23 protein-coding genes are annotated in these 20,681 nt (G+C 60.2%); 11 read left to right on the top strand and 12 right to left on the bottom strand.

The window, feature by feature from the left end:
• Together hpnD and hpnE are read left to right on the top strand one after the other, a co-directional pair.
• A partial coding sequence (hpnD, locus tag Q7T64_RS07330) for a presqualene diphosphate synthase HpnD (protein WP_304793578.1) occupies positions 1 to 801 on the top strand: 801 nt, incomplete at its 5' end.
• Positions 801 to 2,147, top strand: a complete 1,347-nt coding sequence (gene hpnE, locus Q7T64_RS07335) for a hydroxysqualene dehydroxylase HpnE (protein ID WP_304793582.1) — start codon at positions 801 to 803, stop codon at positions 2,145 to 2,147. The genes hpnD and hpnE, both read left to right, overlap by 1 nt.
• On the opposite strand, the gene radA is transcribed toward hpnE, so the two are convergent.
• Positions 2,126 to 3,496: a DNA repair protein RadA gene (gene radA, locus Q7T64_RS07340; protein ID WP_304793586.1), complete on the bottom strand. Its 1,371-nt coding sequence runs from the start codon at positions 3,494 to 3,496 to the stop codon at positions 2,126 to 2,128. The two genes, hpnE and radA, sit on opposite strands and share 22 nt — an antisense overlap.
• Before the next feature lie 48 nt (positions 3,497 to 3,544).
• On the bottom strand, positions 3,545 to 4,651 hold the full coding sequence (gene alr / locus Q7T64_RS07345) for an alanine racemase (RefSeq protein ID WP_304793590.1): 1,107 nt from the start codon (positions 4,649 to 4,651) through the stop codon (positions 3,545 to 3,547).
• A 140-nt stretch (positions 4,652 to 4,791) separates the two neighbouring features.
• Between alr and lplT the strand changes: the two genes are divergently transcribed.
• Positions 4,792 to 6,054, top strand: a complete 1,263-nt coding sequence (gene lplT / locus Q7T64_RS07350) for a lysophospholipid transporter LplT (RefSeq protein WP_304793672.1) — start codon at positions 4,792 to 4,794, stop codon at positions 6,052 to 6,054.
• A 3-nt stretch (positions 6,055 to 6,057) separates the two neighbouring features.
• On the opposite strand, the gene Q7T64_RS07355 is transcribed toward lplT, so the two are convergent.
• Genes Q7T64_RS07355 through tsaB form a run of 4 tightly spaced genes read right to left on the bottom strand, consistent with a single transcriptional unit; the run spans position 6,058 to position 8,978 of the window.
• Positions 6,058 to 7,044: a DUF1853 family protein gene (locus tag Q7T64_RS07355; protein ID WP_304793593.1), complete on the bottom strand. Its 987-nt coding sequence runs from the start codon at positions 7,042 to 7,044 to the stop codon at positions 6,058 to 6,060.
• A complete protein-coding gene (locus Q7T64_RS07360; RefSeq protein WP_304793596.1) occupies positions 7,028 to 7,825 on the bottom strand; it encodes a uracil-DNA glycosylase family protein in 798 nt (265 codons plus the stop codon). Before Q7T64_RS07360 ends, Q7T64_RS07355 begins: the two co-directional genes overlap by 17 nt.
• Positions 7,822 to 8,295, bottom strand: a complete 474-nt coding sequence (rimI, locus tag Q7T64_RS07365) for a ribosomal protein S18-alanine N-acetyltransferase (protein WP_304793599.1) — start codon at positions 8,293 to 8,295, stop codon at positions 7,822 to 7,824. The genes Q7T64_RS07360 and rimI overlap by 4 nt, the downstream gene beginning before the upstream one ends.
• Positions 8,292 to 8,978 (bottom strand): tRNA (adenosine(37)-N6)-threonylcarbamoyltransferase complex dimerization subunit type 1 TsaB, encoded by a 687-nt coding sequence (gene tsaB, locus Q7T64_RS07370; RefSeq protein WP_304793602.1) that lies wholly within the window; start codon positions 8,976 to 8,978, stop codon positions 8,292 to 8,294. The genes rimI and tsaB overlap by 4 nt, the downstream gene beginning before the upstream one ends.
• Positions 8,979 to 9,050: 72 nt before the next feature.
• On the opposite strand from tsaB, the gene Q7T64_RS07375 reads away from it, so the two are divergent.
• The 3 genes from Q7T64_RS07375 to Q7T64_RS07385 all read left to right on the top strand — a co-directional run bounded on the left by Q7T64_RS07375 (position 9,051) and on the right by Q7T64_RS07385 (position 12,262).
• Positions 9,051 to 9,482, top strand: coding sequence for a thioredoxin family protein (locus tag Q7T64_RS07375; RefSeq protein WP_304793605.1), 432 nt, complete (start codon positions 9,051 to 9,053; stop codon positions 9,480 to 9,482).
• Between the two features lie 166 nt (positions 9,483 to 9,648).
• On the top strand, positions 9,649 to 11,262 hold the full coding sequence (locus Q7T64_RS07380; protein WP_304793608.1) for an aldehyde dehydrogenase family protein: 1,614 nt from the start codon (positions 9,649 to 9,651) through the stop codon (positions 11,260 to 11,262).
• Between the two features lie 94 nt (positions 11,263 to 11,356).
• The gene (locus Q7T64_RS07385) at positions 11,357 to 12,262 is read left to right on the top strand and encodes a LysR family transcriptional regulator (protein ID WP_304793612.1); all 906 of its coding nucleotides are present in this window, start codon (positions 11,357 to 11,359) and stop codon (positions 12,260 to 12,262) included.
• Between the two features lie 66 nt (positions 12,263 to 12,328).
• Here the strand turns inward: Q7T64_RS07385 and Q7T64_RS07390 are convergent, their stop codons facing one another.
• From Q7T64_RS07390 to Q7T64_RS07400, 3 genes are all read right to left on the bottom strand, one after another.
• Complete coding sequence (locus Q7T64_RS07390; RefSeq protein WP_304793675.1) at positions 12,329 to 12,535, bottom strand: cold-shock protein; 207 nt, start codon at positions 12,533 to 12,535, stop codon at positions 12,329 to 12,331.
• A 406-nt stretch (positions 12,536 to 12,941) separates the two neighbouring features.
• On the bottom strand, positions 12,942 to 13,769 hold the full coding sequence (locus tag Q7T64_RS07395) for a winged helix-turn-helix domain-containing protein (RefSeq protein WP_304793615.1): 828 nt from the start codon (positions 13,767 to 13,769) through the stop codon (positions 12,942 to 12,944).
• 201 nt (positions 13,770 to 13,970) lie between these two features.
• Complete coding sequence (locus tag Q7T64_RS07400) at positions 13,971 to 14,720, bottom strand: response regulator transcription factor (RefSeq protein WP_304793618.1); 750 nt, start codon at positions 14,718 to 14,720, stop codon at positions 13,971 to 13,973.
• A 265-nt stretch (positions 14,721 to 14,985) separates the two neighbouring features.
• Here Q7T64_RS07400 and Q7T64_RS07405 point away from each other — a divergent pair, with 265 nt between their 5' ends.
• Positions 14,986 to 15,813 (top strand): winged helix-turn-helix domain-containing protein, encoded by an 828-nt coding sequence (locus Q7T64_RS07405; protein WP_304793621.1) that lies wholly within the window; start codon positions 14,986 to 14,988, stop codon positions 15,811 to 15,813.
• A 105-nt stretch (positions 15,814 to 15,918) separates the two neighbouring features.
• On the opposite strand, the gene Q7T64_RS07410 is transcribed toward Q7T64_RS07405, so the two are convergent.
• On the bottom strand, positions 15,919 to 16,671 hold the full coding sequence (locus tag Q7T64_RS07410; protein WP_304793624.1) for an SDR family oxidoreductase: 753 nt from the start codon (positions 16,669 to 16,671) through the stop codon (positions 15,919 to 15,921).
• Positions 16,672 to 16,925: 254 nt separating this feature from the next.
• Here Q7T64_RS07410 and Q7T64_RS07415 point away from each other — a divergent pair, with 254 nt between their 5' ends.
• On the top strand, positions 16,926 to 17,861 hold the full coding sequence (locus Q7T64_RS07415) for a 2-hydroxyacid dehydrogenase (RefSeq protein WP_304793627.1): 936 nt from the start codon (positions 16,926 to 16,928) through the stop codon (positions 17,859 to 17,861).
• Between the two features lie 112 nt (positions 17,862 to 17,973).
• Entirely contained in the window at positions 17,974 to 18,252 is a 279-nt protein-coding gene (locus Q7T64_RS07420) for a hypothetical protein (RefSeq protein WP_304793631.1), read from the top strand.
• 9 nt (positions 18,253 to 18,261) lie between these two features.
• Here the strand turns inward: Q7T64_RS07420 and Q7T64_RS07425 are convergent, their stop codons facing one another.
• Positions 18,262 to 18,492 (bottom strand): hypothetical protein, encoded by a 231-nt coding sequence (locus tag Q7T64_RS07425; RefSeq protein ID WP_304793635.1) that lies wholly within the window; start codon positions 18,490 to 18,492, stop codon positions 18,262 to 18,264.
• A 120-nt stretch (positions 18,493 to 18,612) separates the two neighbouring features.
• Between Q7T64_RS07425 and Q7T64_RS18110 the strand changes: the two genes are divergently transcribed.
• On the top strand, positions 18,613 to 19,116 hold the full coding sequence (locus Q7T64_RS18110; protein WP_370653273.1) for a J domain-containing protein: 504 nt from the start codon (positions 18,613 to 18,615) through the stop codon (positions 19,114 to 19,116).
• A gap of 214 nt (positions 19,117 to 19,330) precedes the next feature.
• Positions 19,331 to 20,302: a sensor domain-containing diguanylate cyclase gene (locus tag Q7T64_RS07435; protein WP_304793639.1), complete on the top strand. Its 972-nt coding sequence runs from the start codon at positions 19,331 to 19,333 to the stop codon at positions 20,300 to 20,302.
• Between the two features lie 119 nt (positions 20,303 to 20,421).
• Here Q7T64_RS07435 and Q7T64_RS07440 read toward each other — a convergent pair whose 3' ends face one another.
• Entirely contained in the window at positions 20,422 to 20,619 is a 198-nt protein-coding gene (locus tag Q7T64_RS07440) for a hypothetical protein (protein WP_304793642.1), read from the bottom strand.
• Positions 20,620 to 20,681 lie beyond the last annotated feature (62 nt).

Below are 20,681 nucleotides of genomic sequence, written 5' to 3' on the forward strand. Positions count from 1 at the left end.
GCCAAAAGCGGCTCCAGTTTTTACTACAGCTTCCTGTTCCTGCCGCAGGAACGGCGGCGCGCCATTACGGCGCTGTATGCGTTTTGCCGCGAAGTGGACGACGCCGTCGACGAAACCAGCGACGCCAGCGTGGCCGCCACCAAACTGGCCTGGTGGCGCAAGGAAGTCAGCGCCATGATGGCCGGTGCGCCTACCCATCCGGTGATGCGGGCACTGCAGCCGCACATGGCAAGCTACGCGCTGCAAGGCAGTCATTTGCAGGCCATCATCGATGGCATGGAAATGGACCTGACCCAGACGCGCTACCTGGATTTTCCCGGCCTGCAAAAATACTGCTGGCATGTGGCTGGCGTGGTCGGCATCCTGTCGGCCAGCATATTTGGCGCCAGTCATCCGGCGACCTTGCAGTACGCCGAAAAGCTGGGGCTGGCTTTCCAGCTGACGAATATCATCCGCGACGTCGGCGAAGATGCACGCAAGGGACGTATCTACCTGCCAGTCAATGAACTGCAACAGTTCAATGTGACCGCTGCCGATCTGCTCAATGCACGCTACAGCGACAACTTCGTGCGGCTGATGCAGTTCCAGGCCGACCGTGCGCGCGCCCTGTACAAGGAGGCGTTTGCCTTGCTAGCGCCTGAGGACAGGCGCAGCCAGCGCGCGGGACTGATCATGGCGGCGATCTACCAGACGCTGCTGGACGAAATTGAAGGCGAGCGCTTCCAGGTATTGAGCCAGCGGGTATCGCTGACGCCATTGCGCAAGCTGTGGCTGGCCTGGAAAACCTGGGTCCGGGGCTGATGGCAGCAAGTCCGGTGCGGCGCGTCGGCGTCATTGGTGGTGGCTGGGCCGGGTGCTCTGCCGCCTGCGAACTGGCACGGCTCGGAGACCACGTGGTGCTGCTTGAAGCTGCGCGGGAACTGGGCGGTCGCGCCCGGCGCATTGAAGTCAACGGCCGCATCCTCGACAATGGCCAGCACATCCTGCTTGGTGCGTATGCGGAAACACTGCGGCTGATGGCCCTGGTAGGGATAGCGCCGGCCAATTCGCTATTGCGCCTGCCGCTGCAGATGCATTACCCGCCCGGCAGTGGCGGCATGCAACTGCGCGCGGCACCGCTGCCGGCGCCGCTGCATTTGCTGCTTGCGCTGCTGCGCGCCGGCGGCCTGGAACGCGATGACAAGCTGGCCATCGCCCGCTTCCAGTCCACGGCGCGTTGGTCTGGCTGGACTTTGTATGACGATTGCAGCGTCAGTGCGCTGCTGGAGCGCTACGACCAGACGCCGGCGGTGATTCGCCAGCTTTGGCGGCCGCTGTGCATCGCCGCGCTCAACACGCCACCAGAGCGCGCATCGGCGCAGGTATTCCTGAATGTGCTGAAAGACAGCCTGGGCTCGCGCCGCAGCGCATCCGACATGTTATTGCCCAAAGTGGACCTGGGCATGCTGTTCCCCGATCGTGCGGCCGACTATGTGCGCCGCAACCAGGGCAAAGTGCAGCTTGGCGCACGCGTGCAAGGCATCATTCGCGGGGCTGATGGCTGGACTGTGGAGGTCGCCGGCCAGGCCAGCGAATGCTTCGACGCCATCGTGATGGCGGCGCCGCCGTGGCAGGCAAAAGCATTGCTGGAGCCATCCGTGCCTGGCCTGGTTCCCGAATTTTCGTACGAGCCTATCCAGACTTGCTATCTGCAATATTCACCCACGCTGTCATTGCCGCAGCCGTTCTTTGCCTTGCTCGACGACCCGGCTGCGGGCGATTACGGACAGTTCGTGTTCGATCGCGGCCAGCTCGATCCGATGGCAGCCGGTTTGCTGGCCGTGGTGACCAGTGCCTGGCGTGAACCAGAGGATCAGAAAGGGTCGGATGCGCCGGCGGCGCAGGCATCCACCATCGCCGGGCAATTGGCGCGTGCGTTCGGCGATCCACGCTTGCTGCACCCGCAATGGTCGAAAGTGATCACGGAAAAACGCGCGACGTTCTCCTGCACACCTGCGTTGCAGCGGCCGCCCAATGACACCGGCGAACCAGGCCTGTGGCTGGCTGGCGATTACACCGCAGGTGACTATCCCGCCACGATCGAGTCGGCAGTGCGCAGCGGGCTAGCCGCCGCCCGCGGACTGCATCAGTCCAGTTCGCGCACCTGACTCAGGGCCTGGTCGATCCGATCGACGGCGACCACTTTCAGGCCTTCGATTTTTTGCTTGGGCATGTTGGCCTTCGGTATCAGCGCGATCGAAAAGCCCAGCTTGGCGGCTTCCCGCAGGCGTTCCTGGCCACGCGGCGCCGGCCGGATTTCGCCGGCCAGCCCGACCTCGCCGAACACCACAAGCCCGCGCGGCAATGGCTTGTTGCGCATCGACGAATGAATCGCCAGCAGCACGGCCAGGTCCGCTGCCGGCTCGGTGATCTTGACCCCGCCCACCGCATTGATGAACACGTCCTGGTCAAATGCGGCGATGCCCGCATGCCGGTGCAATACGGCCAGCAGCATCGCCAGCCGGTTTTGCTCAAGACCGACCGACAGCCTGCGGGCAGATGGCACATGCGAGGCGTCGACCAGCGCCTGGATTTCAACCAGCAAGGGACGGGTGCCTTCTTGCGTGACCATGATGCACGATCCAGCCACCTGGCTGTCGTGCTGCGACAGGAAAAGCGCCGACGGATTGGATACGCCGCGCAAGCCTTTCTCGGTCATGGCGAACACACCCAGTTCATTGACCGCGCCGAAGCGGTTCTTGAACGCACGCACCAACCGGAAACTGGAATGCGTATCCCCTTCGAAATACAGGACGGTATCGACAATGTGTTCCAGCACCCGCGGTCCGGCCAGTGCACCTTCCTTGGTGACATGTCCGACCATGATGATGGTGACGCCGGTCTGCTTGGCGACCCGGGTCAGTTGCGCCGCGCATTCACGGACCTGGGCCACCGAACCGGGAGCAGAGCTCAATGCGTCGGAATAGACGGTCTGGATCGAATCGATGACGGCAACCTCGGGCTTGTGCTCAATCAGGGTCGCCAGTATTTTTTCAAGCTGGATTTCGGCCTGCAGCTTGAGCCCGTCCGCATCGATGGCCAGCCGGTGCGCGCGCAATGCGATCTGGGCACCAGACTCTTCACCGCTGACATACAACACGCGCTTGTTGCGCGACAGGTTGGCCAGCGCCTGCAATAACAAGGTCGATTTACCGATCCCCGGATCGCCGCCGATCAGGACCACGCCGCCAGCGACCAGGCCACCGCCGAGCACCCGGTCAAATTCGTCAATGCCGGTCGGGAAGCGCGGAACGTCAGTGGCGTCGATGTCGCCCAATGCCACCACCGGCGAGGTTTGCGCCAGCCCTGCGCGCTGGCCCGAAAACCGGTTGGCGCCGGATTCGACCACGGTCTCGACCAGGGTGTTCCATTGGCCGCAAGCCGGGCACTGCCCGCCCCATTTGTTGCTGATGCCACCGCAATCGGAACACGTGTACTGCGTTTTTGCTTTTGCCATGAATGCTGTCCGATACCTGGGTCCGGGGCGCACCCCGATGAATGTGGTTCAAGCCGCAGTAATGGGCGGCGGCGTGTCGTGCACCTGCCGGCGCACCCGCGGCGCCAGCGCGCACATCAATTCATAGCCGATGGTGCCGCAAGCCTGCGCCACTTCGTCGATTGACAGGCCGGCGCCCCACAGGATGACCTCGCTGCCCACACCGGCCGCCGGCACCTGGCCCAGGTCGACCGTGATCATGTCCATCGAGACACGGCCGGCGATGGGAACCCTGACGCCATCCACCAGCACTGGAGTGCCATCCGCTGCGCTGCGCGGATAACCGTCCGCGTAACCGCAAGCCACGATGCCGATCCGGGTCGCACGCTGGGCAATGAAGCGGCTGCCATAGCCAACCGATTCACCGGTCGCCAGTTGCTGTATGCCGATGATGCGAGCGGCCAGGGTCATCGCCGGCCGCAGGCCATAGTCAATGCCCGTCCCGGCACCCGGCGAGCCGCCGTACAGCATGACGCCGGGCCGGACCCAATGGCCGGGCACCGGCGTTGCCAGCAAGTCAGCAGCCGAATTGGCAATACTGAATTCGCCGGACACGCCGGCAATGGTCGTATTGAAACTCTCCGCCTGGGTCTGCCACGGCAATGGCGTCAGGCGCTCGTCTGCATCCGCATTGGCCAGGTGCGTGATGAATGAAATTTCGCCGACGTTAGGGTTCGCTCGCAGCCTGTCGAACATCGGACGGAACAAGGCCGGACGAAATCCGAGGCGGTTCATTCCGGTGTTGATCTTCAATTGCAGGTCCAGCCGGCGCGTCAGCGTGGCCATTTCGATCATGCGCACCTGCTCCTCGCAATGCACGACGAGGGAGAGCCGGTGTTGCGCCGCCAGTTCGACATCACCGGCATCGAACGCGCCCTCCAGCATCAGGATCGGGCGGCGCCATCCCAGTTCACGCAGGGTCAATGCGCCATCGAACTCGATCAGTGCCATACCGTCTGCACCGGCAAATGCGTTCACCGCATTGGCCAGGCCGTGACCGTAGGCATTTGCCTTGACCACTGCCCAGATCCGGGCGCCGCCGGCGCGCGACCGGGCCAGCGTCAGGTTGGATCGCATGGCGGGCAAGTCGATAGTGGCAACGAGTGGTCTTGGCATGGCGACATTTTCAAAAAGACGGCTGTCGGACGACACTCGCATTCTACCGGACGGCAGTGCGGCGCAAGACCGAAAAAGGCGGTTTGCAAAGCTATTCATGGTATAAAGCACGCGGGGACTTCGGGACACTAGAAATGCGAATGAATCGCGGTTTTTATACGATTATGGCGGCGCAGTTTTTTTCGTCGCTCGCCGACAATGCTCTTCTGATTGCTGCAATTGCCTTGCTGACTTCAATGCATGCGCCAGCCTGGATGACGCCGCTGCTCAAGTTGTTCTTTGTCCTTTCCTACGTATTACTGGCCGCTTTCGTCGGCGCCTTCGCCGACGCATTGCCCAAAGGGCGGGTCATGTTCATCACGAACCTGATCAAGATCGGCGGCTGCATGATGATGTTCCTGAGTGTCCATCCCCTGCTGGCTTATGCCGTGGTCGGTTTCGGTGCGGCTGCCTATTCGCCCGCCAAGTACGGCATCCTCACCGAACTGCTACCGCCTGAAAAACTGGTCGCCGCCAATGGCTGGATAGAAGGACTGACGGTTGCATCCATCATATTGGGCACGGTGATGGGCGGCGCGCTGATCAATGACCACGTTTCCCAATCGCTGCTGTCGTTCGACCTGCCGCTGGTCGACACCGGCATCGATACCCGGATAGAAGCGGCGCTGACTGTCATCATGTTCGCTTACCTGGTCGCGGCCATCTTCAACCTGAGGATCCCGGATACCGGCGCCCGTTATGCGCACCAGGAGCGCAACCCGATCCGATTGATTGTCGATTTTGCGGGCTGCTTCAAGACACTCTGGAAAGACCGCCTGGGCCAGATTTCCCTGTCCGTCACGACACTATTCTGGGGCGCTGGCGCCACGCTGCAATTCATCGTGCTGAAGTGGGCTGAAAAATCCCTCAACATGCCGCTCGACAAGGCTGCCATCCTGCAAGGCGTGGTCGCCGTGGGCGTGGCCGGCGGCGCAGTGGCTGCCGCCCGCTTCGTCCCGCTGAAAAAATCGCTGTCAGTGATGCCCCTGGGCGTGATCATGGGCGTTGTCGTGATCGCGATGACAATGGTCCATAGTGCCTACACCGCCTATCCGCTATTGGTGCTGATCGGTGCGCTGTCAGGCTACTTTGTGGTGCCGATGAACGCCTTGTTACAGCATCGCGGCCACGTGCTGATGAGCGCCGGCCACTCGATCGCGGTGCAGAACTTCAATGAAAACCTTTCCGTCCTGACCATGCTGGTGCTGTACGCATTCATGGTCAAGGTCAACCTCGATATCAATATCGTGATCGTCATGTTCGGCCTGTTCGTGGCCGGCACGATGCTGGCGGTAATGCGCCGTCACGCTGCCAACCAGCGCGAACGCGATTCACTGCACCTGATCGGCGAACACAAGCACTGACGCTCAGGGACGTAGTGATGATGTGGCGCCAGCGTACTGCCCGGCCCGGTGCGACCAGTCGTCGGGCACGATGAACCCGCGCTCGGCTTCGATCCAGCGGCCGCCCTCCTCCTCCATGATGGCAATCATCACCGGCATCGCCTGTTGCCTGAAAATTTCAAGCAAGGACGCTTGCAGTTGCGCATGGTTCATTGTGCCGGCCAATTCGGCAACGACAGGCGTTAGCCACTGCAGGCGTTCCAGCAGCTGGTAGCGCTCGCCCGATACGGCTCGCAATCCGCCCAGTTCAGTCCAGAACCCCCGACAATGATCCGCCGCCAGCCCCAGCGACGGTGACGGGCGCTGCGCGCAGGCCGGATAGAACAGCCAACCTTTTATCAGCGCCGCGACCGACTGAACCGGCTCCGTGAGCGCGGCAAGGGCAGCGGGATGGGTCGACAGTCCAAGCTGGCGCTCGATGATCTTCGACATCTTGGCGCCGAGATTGTCCGCCAGGTTGGGGCCGACAAAATAGTCAGCCTGCGCTGATGCCGGCTCGCTGCCGGGAGACTGCAGCAAATACACCTTGGTCGCCATTTCCCAGTGGACCAGCCGCTCGCCTTCACGCAGCAGGAAATCGAATTCCCCGACCGTAATCCCGCCTTCCCGCACCTGCAGGCCTTGCGCGACCAATGTACCGTGCTGGCGGAAATACCAGGTCAGCAGTTGCTCGGCATACCGTCCCAGCCGCGTGAAGTGCTGTACGGCCAGCAAGCGATGCAGCGGTTCGGGATTGCGGTCGAGTTCCCGCAACCAGTGAGCTGCACGGTTGCCGCCATCGGGCGCAAAGCTGGCAATCCGGCCTCGCCACTGCGGCGCGAGCGGGTCGAGCAGGTCAGGCGCATCAATCAGCCAGGCAAGTGAACGGACATGCGGGTCGCGCAGGTCCGACCAGCGGCGATGGAATTGACGCTGCGAACTGGATTGCGGGTCGTCAGGCAGCGGCGGCATGTGCAGTCATTGCCAGGCACAGGTCGCGCCATGCCTTGGCCTTGTCCGCCGGTTGGCGCAACAAGTAGGCGGGATGGTAAGTCACGACCAGTGGCAGGCCGCGATAAGTGTGCATTCGGCCGCGCAAGGAAGCGACCGGCGTATCGGCCTGCAATCCCAGCAGGCTCACCGCAGCCGATTTGCCCAGCGCGACGATCACATCCGGCTGGACCAGTTCGATCTGCCGCTGCAGGAATGGCAGGCAGGTGGCGACTTCCGCGGCTGCAGGCGGACGATCGCCCCCGTCCGCCGCAAGCGGCCGGCATTTGACGACATTGGCGATATAGGTATTCTCTCCGCGCTGGAGTCCGAGTGCCCTGATCATGTTGTCGAGCAGCCTTCCGGCCGGGCCGACAAAAGGATCGCCCTGCAAGTCCTCCTGGCGCCCCGGCCCTTCGCCGACGAAAAACCAGCGCGCCTTGCGGTCGCCCACGCCGAACACCGTGTTGGTCCGCCCGTGGCAAAGGCCGCATGCTGTGCAAGCGGCGACCGCCTGCTCCAGTGCGGGCCAGTCCAAACCGGCTGGCACAGGCACGGACATCGACACGCTGGAATGGCCATCATCGGCAGTCACCCGCGGCAGCACGGCATCGATCGCAGCGCCGGCGGCATCGTGAGCCGCGATGTCTTCCTCGATCGGACCGGGCGCCACCGGCATGGTCGGCGACTGGCGCAGCGTCCAGACCGGCCCCACTCCAAGCTGCTCCAGCAATATTTTCCTGCGGCTGTCCTGATACGTCATAGCGGCAGTCTCATTACGATGGCATCTTCGCGCTGGTTGTCGGGCGCGGGATAATAGTTCCGCCTCACGCCGATGCGCGAGAAACCGTAGCGAAGGTAAATCCGGAGCGCACGAATATTGGACGGCCGTACCTCCAGCAACACGGCGTGCATGCCGCTGGCGCGCGCCAGCGCAGTCACCTTGTCGAGCAGGTAACGGCCAAACCCACGGCCGTTGTATTCCGGATGCACGGTGATATTGAGCAGGTGCGACTCGTCGACTGCCTGCATGACAAGAAAATAAGCGAGCAAGCGGTTTTGATCGCTGGTATCGCGCAATATCCAGGACTCATAACCGCTTTTGATCGAATCGAGGAAATTGCCGTGGGTCCACGGGAACGGGTACACCGCGTACTCGATCTCCAGGACTTCAGGCAAATCATCCGGCGACATCCGTTGCAAGTGCAGTCCACCAACGACATCCCTGCTCATGTGCCCGCCTTGGCCAGGCGTTCGGCGGTCGTCAGCGCGATCTTGTTGCGCAAGTACAGAGGTTGGGCGTCGATGGCAGCACATGCCTGGCCGCGCTGGATTGCCAACCGACCCAGTTCCGCCACCGCCGCCGCGTGGGGCAAGGCCGTGCGTCCATGCAATTCACGCACTGCCGGCGGCAGCGAATCGGCGTATTCCACCAGACCGTTGCCAGTAGTCGCCGGCGTACCATGCACGATAATGTCAGCGGGCAGCGACAGCGTCGGCGCAGAAACCGCATGCCAATCATGGTCGAACCGGTACTGCGCCCAATAGACTTCCCCCATGCGCGCATCGAGTACAGCAAGTACATCGGTCGCACCGCTGGACTTGCGCAAGCCATGCGCCATTGCCAGCAAGGTAACGACAGGCACCACCGGCAGCCCGGCGCCATATGCCAGCCCCTGGACGATACCGCACGCAGTGCGCACGCCGGTAAACGATCCCGGGCCGCAACCGAATGCAATGGCATCGCAGTCGCGCAGCCTGATCCCGGCTTCTGCAAGCAGCGCCTGTGCCATTGGCAGGATGGTTTGCGAATGCGTCTGGACGCCAGTCGCTTCCCGCGTGATCAGGCGATCATCGTGCAAAAGGGCGACAGAGGCAACTTCGCTGGAGGTTTCAAACGCAAGAACGATCGTCATGCACCTATTTTACCTGCTCAACACGCAATGCCGATCATGGCGCAGACACAAGCGTGTCGGTAGAATACCGGCATGACTTGCCTGACCCTCGAACTCGACAACCGAGACCAGATTCGCGCCGCGCTCTCCGGCGACGTCTGGATCGTCGCTTGCCTGTGCGCCGCCTGGTGCGACGTGTGCCGGCAGTTCCGCCCTTCATTTGAAGCGCTGGCGGCCGAACATCCCGACAAGCGCTTCATCTGGGTCGATATCGAGGACCAGGCCGACGTGGTCGGCGATTTCGATGTCGAGAATTTTCCGGTCCTGCTGTTGCAACGAGCGGATACGGTCGCATTTTTCGGCACCGTGCTTCCCGATGCCAGGCAAGCCAACCGGCTGCTGGCCGCGCAAGTGGAAAAGACCCTGCCGGAATTGCAGCAAGAGGCGGCCAGCAACGATCAGCGCCGGCAATGGCAGCTGGATTACAACCTGCGTGAAAAATTAGAGGCAGCCCAGGCGGACTGACGATTGCCTTAGCGATACCCCTGCCCGGACCCGGTTCGATGCAGGCCACCGGGAGAGGACACTGGAACCTGCCAACAATGCGTCACCTCCGGCGCCGGCATCGCTCGACGCCGGGCTGGAAAATCGACTGGCCGCCCTGTGGGCAAACAAGCTTCGCTGGGCGAACTTGCCGGCCGCCCGGAAAATCCATTACCTGCACCGGATCGAAACTGCCACCGTCGCCCTTGCTGCCGAATGGGTAGCCGTTTCCGTTCGCGCCAAGGGTACTGCCGGGACACCGCCGCTGGCGGGGGAGGAATGGATGTCCGGGCCCTGGGCGCTACTGCGCGCGGTGAAGCAGTTGTCGGGAGCTCTGGCATCGGCGCAGGAGGATTTCAAGTCGCTGCGGCAAAGCCTGCCTGTCAGGAGCACGATCAGCGGGCAGTTGGCGGTGCAAGTATTCCCGGCCAAACGCTGGGACCGCTTGCTGATGAACGGCATTCGCGCTGAAGTATGGCTGGAGCCCGGAGCCGAGCTCGAAATCGGATCGACATATCGCAGGACCTCCGGCAATGGGGGCAGGCTTGACCTGGTCCTTGGCGCCGGCAACGTATCGAGCATTGCGCCGCTTGACGCGCTCTACAAGCTATACAACGAGTCGTCGGTGGTACTGATCAAGCTCAATCCGGTCAACGATTATCTGCGCCCAATCCTGGAAGAAATATTTGCGTCGCTGATCGAGGATGGCTTCGCCGCAATCGCCACCGGTGGCGCAGAAATCGGCAACGCTCTATGCAATCATCCTCTGGTGGATGCAATTCATGTCACCGGCAGCACGACAACGCATGACGCGATCGTTTTCGGACGCGCCAACGGCGCGCACCGAAGCCGCATCAACCACAAGCCAATCACCAGTGAGCTCGGCGGAGTGGGCCCGGTCATTGTCGTGCCCGGGCCATGGACCGAAGCAGACCTGAACTTCCAGGCACTGCATATCGCCACGCAGCGCTTGCACAACGGCGGATTCAACTGCATCGCCGCCCAGGTCGCCGTATTGCCAGCGAACTGGCCGCAAACGCCTGCGCTGATCGCGGCGATCCGACGCGCCGTGAACGACGCACCGGACCGACCGGCCTACTACCCGGGCGCCCGGCAACGCATCGACAAATTCCGCGAGCATTACGACACGCGCCGTAAAGCCGGCGAGCATGCTGACCGCGTGATCATTTTGACCCCGGCCGATGTTGACGGCGATCCGACACTCCTTTTTTCGGAGGAAGCATTTGCGCCCGTGCTCGCCATTACCCAAATTCCGGGTGATGACGCCAGCGCATTTCTCAATACCGCGGTTGATTTCTGTAACCAACGCCTGTCGGGCACCCTCGGCGCGTCAATCCTGATCCATCCGGACACGGTGCGGGAATTGGGTAACCGATTCGAACAGGCATTGGCAAGCCTGCGCTATGGCTGCATTGGCATCAACATCTGGCAGGGCGCCGGCTTCCTGCTCACGGAGACTCCGTGGGGCGCCTATCCCGGCAACACGATCGACAAGGTACACAGCGGCATCGGCAAAGTGCACAACACACTGATGCTGGAGCGGCCTCAAAAAACCATCGTGTTCGGCCCATTCCGTCCGTTCCCGCGCGGATTGCTACATGGCTGCGGCCTGCTTCCACTGCCGCCATGGTTCGTTTCGCACCGATCGGCGCACCGGGTCGGACAGCTGCTGTTCGAGTTCGAATCCCAAGCTTCCTTATTCAAGCTCCCCGCCATCTTCTGGAATGCGTTGCGCTCGTAGCGCCGCACATCTGCCTTGAATCCGAACGGCATTGATAAAACCACCATTCTGTCTGATCATCTGTGCGTTCCTTTTACCCACTTAGCACTTCGGCATGGACCACTTCAAGCAGATTTCCACTTTTGTCGATGTCGTCGGTCGCGGCAGCCTGTCCGCGTCTGCACGTGCTGAAGGCGTTGCGCCAGCAATTATCGGCAGGCGCCTGAATGCGCTTGAAGAGCGCCTGGGCGTCAAGCTGCTGCGCCGCACGACCCGCAATATCACCCTGACCAATGAAGGCGAAGCCTTCCTGGACAACTGCCAGCGCATCCTGGCCGACCTGCAGAACGCAGAACTGTCCGTCTCGGAGCGCGCCACGCGGGCGAGCGGCCACTTGATGGTGTCCGCGCCCGCCGGATTCGGGCGGCGCCATGTAGCGCCGCTGGTGCCCGCTTTCCTGGCTGCGCATCCGGAAGTCACGCTGACGCTGAACCTGGATGACCGCGTCGTCAACCTCGTCGGCGAGGGTGTGGATGTCGGCATTCGCATTGCCGCGCATGCGGATTCCAGCCTGGTCGGTGTGAAACTGGCCGGCAATCGGCGCGTGGTCGTTGCGGCACCGTCCTACCTCAGCGCAAGAGGCGTGCCGATGCGGCTGGAAGACCTGGGACAACACAATTGCCTCACAATGGGCGCGGATGGCAGCCAGCGAGGTTGGTCATTCAGGCACCACGGCCGGCCGATAGTCATGAAAGTGAATGGAACGATGAGCTGCAATGACGGCTCAGTGCTGCACGAATGGGCTATCGCTGGCAAAGGCCTGGCATGGCGGTCGCTGTGGGAAGTCGGCGCCGAGCTTGAGGCAGGACGCCTGGTCGTGGTGTTGGACGAATTCGCAGCGCCGGGCGACGATATCTATGCTGTGTACGCACAACGGCAGTTTTTGCCCGTTCGCATTCGTACCTTCGTCGACTTCCTTCGCCAGCACTATTCGCGTGCAGACTATTGGAGCGCCGCATGAGCCGAACCATCATGCGCCGATCCATCTGCAAGACAAAAAAAAACCCGGCATGTGCCGGGGTTTCCTTCATGTAATTGGCTGAATGTTCGCCGCCTGCTTGCCCTTTGGACCTGTCGTCACGTCGAACGAGACCCGCTGATTCTCGGCCAGTGACTTGTATCCACTATTTTGAATCGCCGAAAAGTGCGCAAACAGATCCTCGCCTCCCTCATCGGGAGTAATAAAGCCGAAACCTTTTGCGTCGTTAAACCATTTCACAGTACCAGTTGCCATTGCATTTCCTATTTTCATGGCCGGGCATGCCCGGACGAGACCAAACGATCGAGAAATGACAGGTCGGGTCGTTCCCCAGCACCAAATAACCTAAAGCACCGATGCAGCGCCCCTCTGCCTAGCGCGATTAGACCCCCGTTGCACAAACTTGAGTTTGTTCTAAATCAAATGCCGAGCGTCATTTGAATGTACTCAGGTAGTGCTGCGACAACAGGCGGCCGAAAGACCGTTCGTACCTATCCCAGGCGGCGCAGCCTGGGGGTACTTCACGCGCCAGCCTAGTCATGAAACCTGAATATCTGAACCACGTATTCGGATTCAGCACGAAGAAGCGATTTTCCATCCGTCGGATGGCGGAGCTGCAAGACGCTCTTTGCGCCTGATCTGCCGCCCCTCCAGACGATCCCTATTGCAGGGTCGCAGCAATCCTGTATTCACCGGGAGTCGGGCGCCCGCTGCGCAATGCATAGTCCTCGACAACAGTAGGACGCGGCTTTTGCTTCATGCAATAGCCCTGTTTGTAGACGCTGGCCAGCGTGTATTGCGACTTGGTCAGCATTTCCAGCTTGAGCCGCAGTTGGAAGATCGTGACCCGGATGTTGCTTCCCTCGGTGGATTTACCCGTCGACTTGAACAATGCAACCAGGTCGGACGTGGGGATCACGGACCCCAATTGGGCAAGGAATAACTCTGCCAGTGCGAATTCACTGCGCGTCAGCACCGTACTCCGGGTTGCGAACATCAACGTCCGGGAATCCGGAATCAAAGTCATCGGTCCAAAACACAAACGGGATTTCAGGATGCATTTTCGGCGCAGTGCATAAAGGACACGCCGGGCGAGCTCCGGTGCTGCAACCGGCATGAAGAACCAATCCGAAACCATATCGGGAAATTCACGCAGTTCGTTCATCGGTGAACCCGGGCTAAAGGCCATGATGATCGGAGCAACCAAGGGCGAAGAGTCACTGCTGCCGGCAAGCAGCGCGTCACGCTTTTCCATCGTCTGCAGACGATCCAGGAAGAAGGTGTTGTCCGTGTGCGCGAGGATCACGGATGGGTTCTGGGGATCCGCCAGCAAGTCTTGCACGCTCAGGGGCTCGTTGATTTTTTCAACGGTAATGGTGACCGGATCTGCATGCCGGGATAATTTGAAAAATGTCGCATCCAGAGCCGGCTTGCTGGCCTTGATCGCAGAAAACAGGTTTTCACCCAAAATTTTGATGGTGATTTCCATTTGACGCTCCCCTTAAGTCTCGACAGTTCGGCGAATGCCTGCCGGGTCGGTAACGATGACGATCTTTTTGTTCACTTGCAGTGAAAACAAGGGAACAAAATCCAGCCGTTGGTGTCGTTACTTTTTTGCCAACGGTTTCATAATCGACAACTTTTAGAGAAAGATCAAGGTTTTCTTTTTAGCAACACTTTTGCGCACCGCTTATCCGCCCGTCTTGCTGTCGAGGGCAGGCAATTCGATGCAGCGAATCGCGTCGGTAAAGACGTAGCCGACTGAATGCACCACCTTGATTGGCTGGGAGAGCGGGTAACAGCGATGCACCTTTTTCCGCAGCCGGCTGACGAGCGCCTCCAGCCGTCGATTGTCATAGTGGAGGGGATCCTGGCCAAAGGCCTGCGCGATGATGTCGCGGCGGCGCACGGGCCGGCCGGCTTGACGAGCGATGATGTAGACAAAGGCCGCTTCCAGGTGGCTGAGATCGATGTCCGCCCCGGATGGAGAAACCAGTTTCCATTCACTCTGGTGGTAGTGCCAGATCTGTGCTGGCTCGAATGCCTGGCCAACGCACACGCGCCGTTCCAGAGTCTTGATGTAGGCCTTGAGCTCTTCCATCGACGGCGGGCCCGCAAGGCTGGCATCGGCGCCCGATTGCAAGGCCTGGATCCGGAGAGGGCTCCCGGCTTGCGCCAGCACGATGATCCCGATGCTGCTGGTGCTACGTATCGAACGAAGCTGACGAACCACTGGAACACCCCCCTCGGGTGGCAAGTGCGCCCCGAGTACGACAATCTGGGCCGGCCGCTGCAGCAAGGCGAGGTAGAGGGCATGGCTGTCCAGTACCCCCTCAACCAGCCACCCCTCATGCGCAAGGGCGCCGACCATCCGGTCAAGCACCGTCCTGTCGGGGTCGGCAACAATGATGCTTAATGGGTTGCTGCGCGTCGGGGCCATGCATTTACCGCGCTATCGATGAAAGCACAGACGGTAAAACAAACAAGCAAAGCAAGCACATTAATTAAAAACCAACAATCCTACGAAATAATGCTTGCCTTGATTGTTATTTTTTGCTTATTAAATTGACAACCAACATTGTCAGTAAATGTAGGTAGCCATCAGGAAGCTGACTTTATTCCCGCCCAGAATTAACAATCGAAAATAATGGCTTGTCGGGCCCTTCCGCTCATTTGGGCGATGGCACGACTTCGGGGAGCGCATCATGAAATTGCATTTGAAGATCATCGGTGTCGAGCTGTTCGACACTTTGTCGCGCGAGATCGATTCCTTGCATGCCGCCTTCCCCAAGCTGTCGCAACAGAACGAGCCGATCGAATACGAAATCACGCACCTGACAGACAACATCAAGCCGGAACATCTGCTGAGCTATCCGGATTTACCCTCAGTCTTGCTGATCGATGCCGAAGATCCTACCTTCATCGAAAAAATCCAGGTCATGGAAAGGCGCGAGATGACCTTCCTCAAGGATCCCCCCTTCGTTCCCATCGTGCTTTCACCCGTTGTACTGATCTTCCGGTCCTATGCCGCGCTGGCTGACAGCGCTGATTTCCCTGACTTTGTTTCCGACTGGATCTGCATGCCATTTGCGATTCCGGACCTGGTCCGCCGCGTGGTCAGTTCACTGCGCAGGAAGAACATCCTGAAGACGAAACTCCGCTTCGGCTCGCTCACATTGCTGCCCGAATCGAAGCTGATTTCCTACCAGGGAAAGACAGTGCACCTGACGCCATCCGAGTATGCGCTGGGAGAACTTTTCCTGAACCAGATGGGTAGCGTGATACCCATGAAAGATCTGGTCACCTTGTTCAAATCGACCGGCAAATCCACCGAGGGCAGCAATATCCGTGTGACCATATTCCAGTTGCGCCTGAAGCTGGAAATGCTGACCAAATCACAATTCACCCTGGCCAGCGTCTACAAGCAGGGATACTGCCTCAAACAAAAGGCTCGCCCCGTCTCCGAACTGACTACCAGCCGCAGCATCGGATACCACGGCGTAGCGACCCGGGTGGTTGCCGAGCAAAACTGATCTGCGGCGGGACTGCAAGCCATGTTAGCGCAATGCTGGCAACCCGGGCGCCGCCGATATGGCATTGATCATTGATGTCGGCGCATCAGGATTGCCGCGGCCCGGTCACCCGCGACCGATGAACGGCATCTTGGTCGCCATGACGGTCATGAACTGAACATTGGCTTCCAGCGGCAGGCTCGCCATGTAAACCACGGCACGGGCCACGTGTTGCAGATCCATGGTCGCCTCGGCCTCGATACTGCCGTTGGCCTGCATCACACCCTTCTTCATTTTGTCCGTCATATCCGTGGACGCGTTGCCAATGTCGATCTGTCCGCAGGCAATATTGTATTTGCGGCCATCCAGCGAAGTCGACTTCGTCAAGCCCGTCATGGCATGCTTGGTCGCCGTGTAGCCGACCGAGTTTGGACGCGGCGCGTGTGCCGATATCGAGCCATTGTTGATGATTCGCCCTCCCATCGGATCCTGCGCCTTCATGATCCGAAACGCTTGCTGCGTACAGAGGAAGGCCCCGGTCAGGTTGACATCCACGGACGACCGCCACTGCTCCAGCGAAACATCTTCCAGGGATGCGCCAGGCGTAAAAATTCCCGCATTATTGAAAAGCACATCAAGCCGCCCGAACTTCGCCCGTACCTGTGCAAACAACTCCTGTACCGAATGAGGGTCGCTGACATCGGCCTGGCAAACCAGGGCGTTATCCGGGGTTCCCCCTGCGGCGGCTGTCTCTTCGAGTGGTTGCGACCGTCGTCCAGCCAATACCACCCTGTAGCCCTCGTTCATCAATGCGGCCGCTACCGCCCGACCTATGCCAGATCCGGCGCCCGTCACCAAGGCAATTTTCTGATTGATCATTTTTTCGCTCTGTTTGAATTCTGCTTATGTTGTCGACTGGTCGATTTTCCCGCTGCTCTGCAGGTCGAATTGCGCGGCGACCAAGTCCCCTGCCCGATCACCTGAACGATTGTAGAAGGAATGGCATCGGGATGTCGTCCAAGAATTCATCCTGGCTGAACGCTTGCCGGCCAAATGATATATTCGTCACGCAGCCAACGACACTCGGCCCTGCCTCTGCGCACCGATTATTGCATCACTACCCGAGATACCGCATGAAACACGAGATCGCCCTCATCAGTCCGATCCATGCAACCGGCATGGCAGAACTCAACGACAAATATTGCGTACATCGCGTATGGGAAGCACCGGATCCGAAGGCTTTCATGGCTTCGATTGCGGATCGCATCGAAGTGGCCGTCACCTCCGGTTTGCGTGGAATGAAAGCATGGGAGATGGATGCACTGCCACGGTTGAAGCTGCTGGCGAGTTTTGGCGTTGGCTATGACGGCATCGATATCGCGGCAGCAAAACAGCGCGGCATCATCGTCACCAACACACCCGACGTACTGAATGAATGCGTGGCTGACACCACCTGGACGTTGATCCTGTCAACCGTGCGGCGCACCGTATTCAATGATCGTTTCGTACGGGCCGGACGATGGCCGACCGGACCGGCGCCGTTAAGCGACAAGGTTTGGGGCGAAAACCTCGGCATTATCGGCCTGGGGCGTATCGGCCGGGCCATCGCCCGTCGCAGTACCGGATTCGGCATGCAGGTCGGGTATTACGGCCGCAAGGAGCAGAAAGACGTGCCGTTCCAGTATTTTCCCGACCCGGTCGCGCTCGCGGCGTGGGCGAAGATCCTCGTCGTGGCATGCCCCGGCGGCAAGGAGACTGAAAAGATCGTGAACGAAAAGGTGCTGCACGCGATGGGCCGCGACGCTTACCTGGTCAATATTTCGCGCGGCAGTACCGTAGACGAACCGGCGCTGATCAGCGCATTGCAAAGCGGCGCCATCGGTGGCGCGGGACTCGACGTATTCGTCGACGAACCCCGCGTGCCAGAAGAACTGTTCCAGCTCGACAATGTCGTACTGCAGCCGCATGTCGGCTCTGGCACACATGCCACCCGCGCAGCGATGGCCAGCTTGGTGACGGACAATGTCGCCGCCTGGTTTGCCGGCAAGCCGCTACCAAGCCCGGTATAGTGAGCCGTCATTCAGCATGGCGCATGACTTTTCACAAAACAATATCCCGCTTCGTTGATTAGCATGACTCCCCTGGAATGTTTGCTGCGCAGACATCAAAGTGGAGTCGTCCATGCACCTTATCGAAGAAGTGAGGCAGCCACCGATACTGCCCGAGCCTTTGCTGGCCGGGGACGGCGTTTGCTTTTGCGTCACGGTCGAGCAGCATATCCGTTCCTGCCTGGTGACCAGCGAGGCCTTGCGCCTGCTGGCACAGGAGCATGGCTTCTCGATGGATGCGATGAATACCTATTTTGCCTTTGAAGCAAAAATAAGCAGCACCGCGCGCAGCCTGGTATTCCGTGGCGCGACGAGCTACCCGCTGGTGCTTGGACCGGACTGTTTTCATTGACAGGCCGGGCTATTGGCGCTGCCAATCCTCGACCATCCGGTTGCCGGCCTGGCGCGCGGCTTCAATCGCCGCCAACCTGCTACGGAAGCCGGAAACGCCGATCGGCTGCTTCTCAACCAGACGGCGAAAGTCGTGGGCACTTTCGTCGAACGTGTCGATCGTGATGAACGAACGCCATGTTCCATCCGGCATTTCGTGCGCAATGAAATGCAAGGTGTATGGCCCCAGATGTTCCTCCATGGCGTCTCCAGATAATTGACATTGCCATTGCCCCCGCGCATTGACAATCCACAACAGAATCAGCGCACAAAGATGCTATTAATGCATCATGGCTTGATTGCAGATCGACGGCGCCGCCCCATGTACAAAGTCCATACGCACTATGACAATCTGAAAGTGACCCGCAATGCGCCGCCTGAAGTCATCCGGGCTGCGTACAAATCGCTTTCACAAAAATTTCATCCGGATCGCAATCTCGGCGACCCGGGTGCGACCCGCAACTTCCAGATCATCAGCACCGCCTACGAAATCCTGTCCGATCCCCAGCGACGGCGTGAACATGACGACTGGATACACAACGCCGAGGCCGCGTCATCGATGCCCGACACCGAGCAACACGTTCGCGACCATGATCGACATCGGCACCATCCCGCATCCGGATATGGCGATCGCCGGCACACCATGGGCGAACAACAACAGCACCCGCAATCCGGCAAACGGCAATATCGGGAAGGCTGGACGAACCGCGCCTGGACCAGTCAACTTCGCAAATTCCGGTCAACTGCCACCCTGCGCCAGGCATCTGGCTATGTGTTCCTCACTGCTGTGGCTACGCTGGTCATACTTGGCATCATGCTCGGTTGAGCGGCGCCCGGCCCAAACCAGGACCGGCGGGTTTTGGGCCGGCTCGCAAGGCCCGGACCTGTCTTGCCTCCAAAACCACCCCGCGTCAGATCCAGCAATATCCATGCCGCTGGACGCCGGGGAAAATCACACAAGCCCTCCCCGCCAGGGCGCCGTCATTGCTTGCTTGACCTCTATGCAGTAAAATTTCCAAACGGAAATAGAGCGAGCGCCAATGAAGACCCCCCCTCCCCTTGCCAAAGAAAAAGCGCGTGAATCGGCGGTCAAATCCCTGCGTTTGCTCGACACAGCCCCCGAAGAGAGATTCGACCGCATCACCCGCCTCGCACAGAGGATGTTCAATGTGCCGATCGTGACCATCTCCCTGCTCGACAACGAGCGCGAATGGCACAAGTCTTCGGTAGGCCTGGTTCCGCACGAATTTCCGCGCAAGATATCCTTCCTGGCACATGCCCTTCACCATGATGACGTGATGACAGTCGGCGATGCCGCCGCCGATGATCGCTTCGACGACAACCCGCTGGTGATTGACTCGCCCGGCATTCGCTTCTACACGGCGTGCCCCTTGCTCGCCCGCAATGGCGTGAAGATCGGTGCGTTATGCCTGATGGATCGCACACCGCGCGAATTCAACGACGATGATCGCGCCCTGCTGCGCGACCTGGCAAAGATTGTCGAACATGAGCTCACCGGCGCCAAGCTCGACAACATGGATGCGCTCACGCTGCTGTCCAACCGCGACGGCTTCGAAGAATTGTGCCAGCATGCATTGAACATCTGTCGCCGCTTCGACAAGCCGGCGACCCTGCTCTACTTTGACGTCGGCGGGATGACTGGAATCAACGCACGCTTTGGCCGGCGTGAAGGCGACATCGCCCTGAAAAACCTGGGCCGGATCATGATCCAGACTTTCCGTGCTTCGGATGTGATCGCCCGCCTGGGCAGCGATGAATTCGTCGTGTTAATGACCGACACGACCCAGGAAAATGCGCAGCACGCGCTATCCCGGCTCGATGCTGCGATCAATGAATACAACACGAGCGCCCGTCGCGGCTACGAGCTTTCCTACCATTGCGGCTCTTTGCAGTACAAGGTCGATATCCATCCATCCATTACCGGCCTGCTGGGCGCGGCCGATATGGCGATGTATGAAAGAAAGCGCCAGAAGCGCAAGCTGGCGCACTGATCGAGCGCATCGCGTTATAGCCGGGCCCCGATCCGCAGCGGCCTGGCATCACAGCAGTCAGGCCCGACCATTCCGCCCGGCGTCCGAACGACGTTCGCCACACGCGGTTGGCGGCTGGCTCAGGCATGCCGGGCGCCCGGCTCCCCGCGCGGCCGCGCGGAACGGCTGTCACGCCACGGGTTATCCAGGGTCGCATGTCCCACGCCGATATCATCGCGGATCGCCTTGTCAAAACCATCAGCGGTCGATGTGTCATCAAACCGATAAATAATCTCGCCCACCTGCACCTCAACAGCCGAAATACGTTTCGTATCCATTACCCATTCCCCGGCAGGCAGCAATCGATGACGCAGGCCGCCTGCACTCGGCCCGCATGGGC

This window comes from Lacisediminimonas sp., from assembly GCF_030645335.1.
Taxonomy (GTDB): Bacteria; Pseudomonadota; Gammaproteobacteria; order Burkholderiales; family Burkholderiaceae_D; genus Lacisediminimonas.